Source organism: Shigella sp. FC1967, assembly GCF_001743005.1.
In the GTDB taxonomy this organism is placed as follows: Bacteria; Pseudomonadota; Gammaproteobacteria; order Enterobacterales; family Enterobacteriaceae; genus Proteus.
In genome coordinates this window covers 1-1,568 of record NZ_MIIZ01000963.1, presented here as the reverse complement: position 1 = coordinate 1,568, position 1,568 = coordinate 1, and the positions used below count along the sequence as shown (strand labels likewise).

The 1,568-nt window shown below is 37.4% G+C and carries 2 protein-coding genes and 1 pseudogene; 2 read left to right on the top strand and 1 reads right to left on the bottom strand.

Annotated elements, in window-relative coordinates:
• Window positions 1–12: 12 nt before the first annotated feature.
• Window positions 13–99 (top strand): annotated as a pseudogene (locus BHE89_RS16775) (metal ABC transporter permease); the annotation flags it as partial.
• A gap of 105 nt (window positions 100–204) precedes the next feature.
• Window positions 205–957 (top strand): metalloprotease LoiP, encoded by a 753-nt coding sequence (gene loiP / locus BHE89_RS16770; protein ID WP_069368397.1) that lies wholly within the window; start codon window positions 205–207, stop codon window positions 955–957.
• Between the two features lie 53 nt (window positions 958–1,010).
• On the opposite strand, the gene BHE89_RS26200 is transcribed toward loiP, so the two are convergent.
• Window positions 1,011–1,340: a MarR family transcriptional regulator gene (locus BHE89_RS26200; protein WP_458694235.1), complete on the bottom strand. Its 330-nt coding sequence runs from the start codon at window positions 1,338–1,340 to the stop codon at window positions 1,011–1,013.
• Window positions 1,341–1,568 lie beyond the last annotated feature (228 nt).

Genomic DNA, 1,568 nt, shown 5'->3' with positions numbered 1-1,568 from the left:
AGGAGATTAGCCATGCTAGATATACTCCTACAGCCCTTTGAATATAACTATATGGTGAAAGCGATTTGGGTGAGCGCCTTAGTCGGTGCCGTCTGCGCTATAAAAATGCTTATATTGCACCAATAGATAAGCACTGCTATTCTTCTGCTCGAATTTAATTCGCAATTATATAAACTGCCAAGCAGAAAAGGACTTAATTAAAAAATGAAAATAAAATTACTTGCTACGGTGATGGTATCAGCGGCACTACTTTCTGGTTGTAAAAACCTTAATACCGATATGCTGACAAAATCAGGAACCCAACTTTTCCAAGCAGCGACATTAAGCGATGACGATATCAAAGCGCTAACAAATGATGCTTGTAAAGAGATGGATGCGCAAAATAAAGTTGCGCCTGCAAATAGTACCTACACTAAACGTTTAAATAATATTGCTAAAGCGTTAGGTAATGAAGTGAATGGCACACCAGTAAACTATAAAGTTTACATGACCAAAGATGTAAATGCATGGGCAATGGCTAACGGCTGTGTGCGTGTTTACAGTGGCTTAATGGATCTGATGACCGATAACGAAGTTGAAGGCGTGTTAGGTCATGAAATGGGTCACGTTGCCTTAGGTCATACGCGTAAAGCAATCCAAGTTGCTCACGCAACAGTTGCTGCACGTACAGCGGCAGCATCAGCTGGTGGTGTAGCGGCACAATTAAGCAGCTCTCAATTAGCAGAAATGGGTCAAAAATTAATTAACGCCCAGTTCTCTCAACACCAAGAATCAGAAGCGGATAATTTCTCTTATGATTTGCTAACAAAACGTGGTGTTAATACTGCGGGCTTAGTCACTGGTTTTGAAAAACTTGCAAAATTAGGTGGCGGTGATTCAAGTATGTTTGATTCTCACCCACCATCAAAAGAGCGTGCTGATAATATCCGTAATCGCATCGCTGAAGATAAGAAATAATTATTTCCCCCCTGTATCTCATGGTATGGGGGTTTTCTTTTCAAATTTATCTATCACGAATGACGAAAACAATCCGCAACATCAGTAAAAAAACGTTTAATCACCTGCTTTTCCTGTTGGTCATATTGCTCAAATAATGCAGACCATTTTGCTTTGGATTGTTGATGCAGCACCTCATGTGCATGAAAAAGACGTTCTCCCTCTTCTGTTAAGATAAAAAATATTTCTTTTTGATTATCTACTAACTTTATTTTTTCAATCGCCCCTTTCTTTTGTAATCGGCTACAAATTTTTGAGACTGCACCTCGGGTCATGGACATATATTCACTGATGGTGGTGAGATTTCTCATACTCTCTTCACCAATACAATGGATCACATGCAGTTCTGTTAGTGAATAGTTATCTAACCCCGTTCTCTTCTAATATTTTTTTTTATAATCACTATCCGTTCTATCATCTTTAAAGATGCAAAAAAAATCACTTAATCCTTTTTAACAAGTCTTGTGTTGTCACCGTCTCTTTTGTCATTTTGTTTCCTTGGAAAAATTATTTAATAAAATAGTATCAAAAGTATTTACAACATTCAAAATATTGCTATTATATTTTTTATC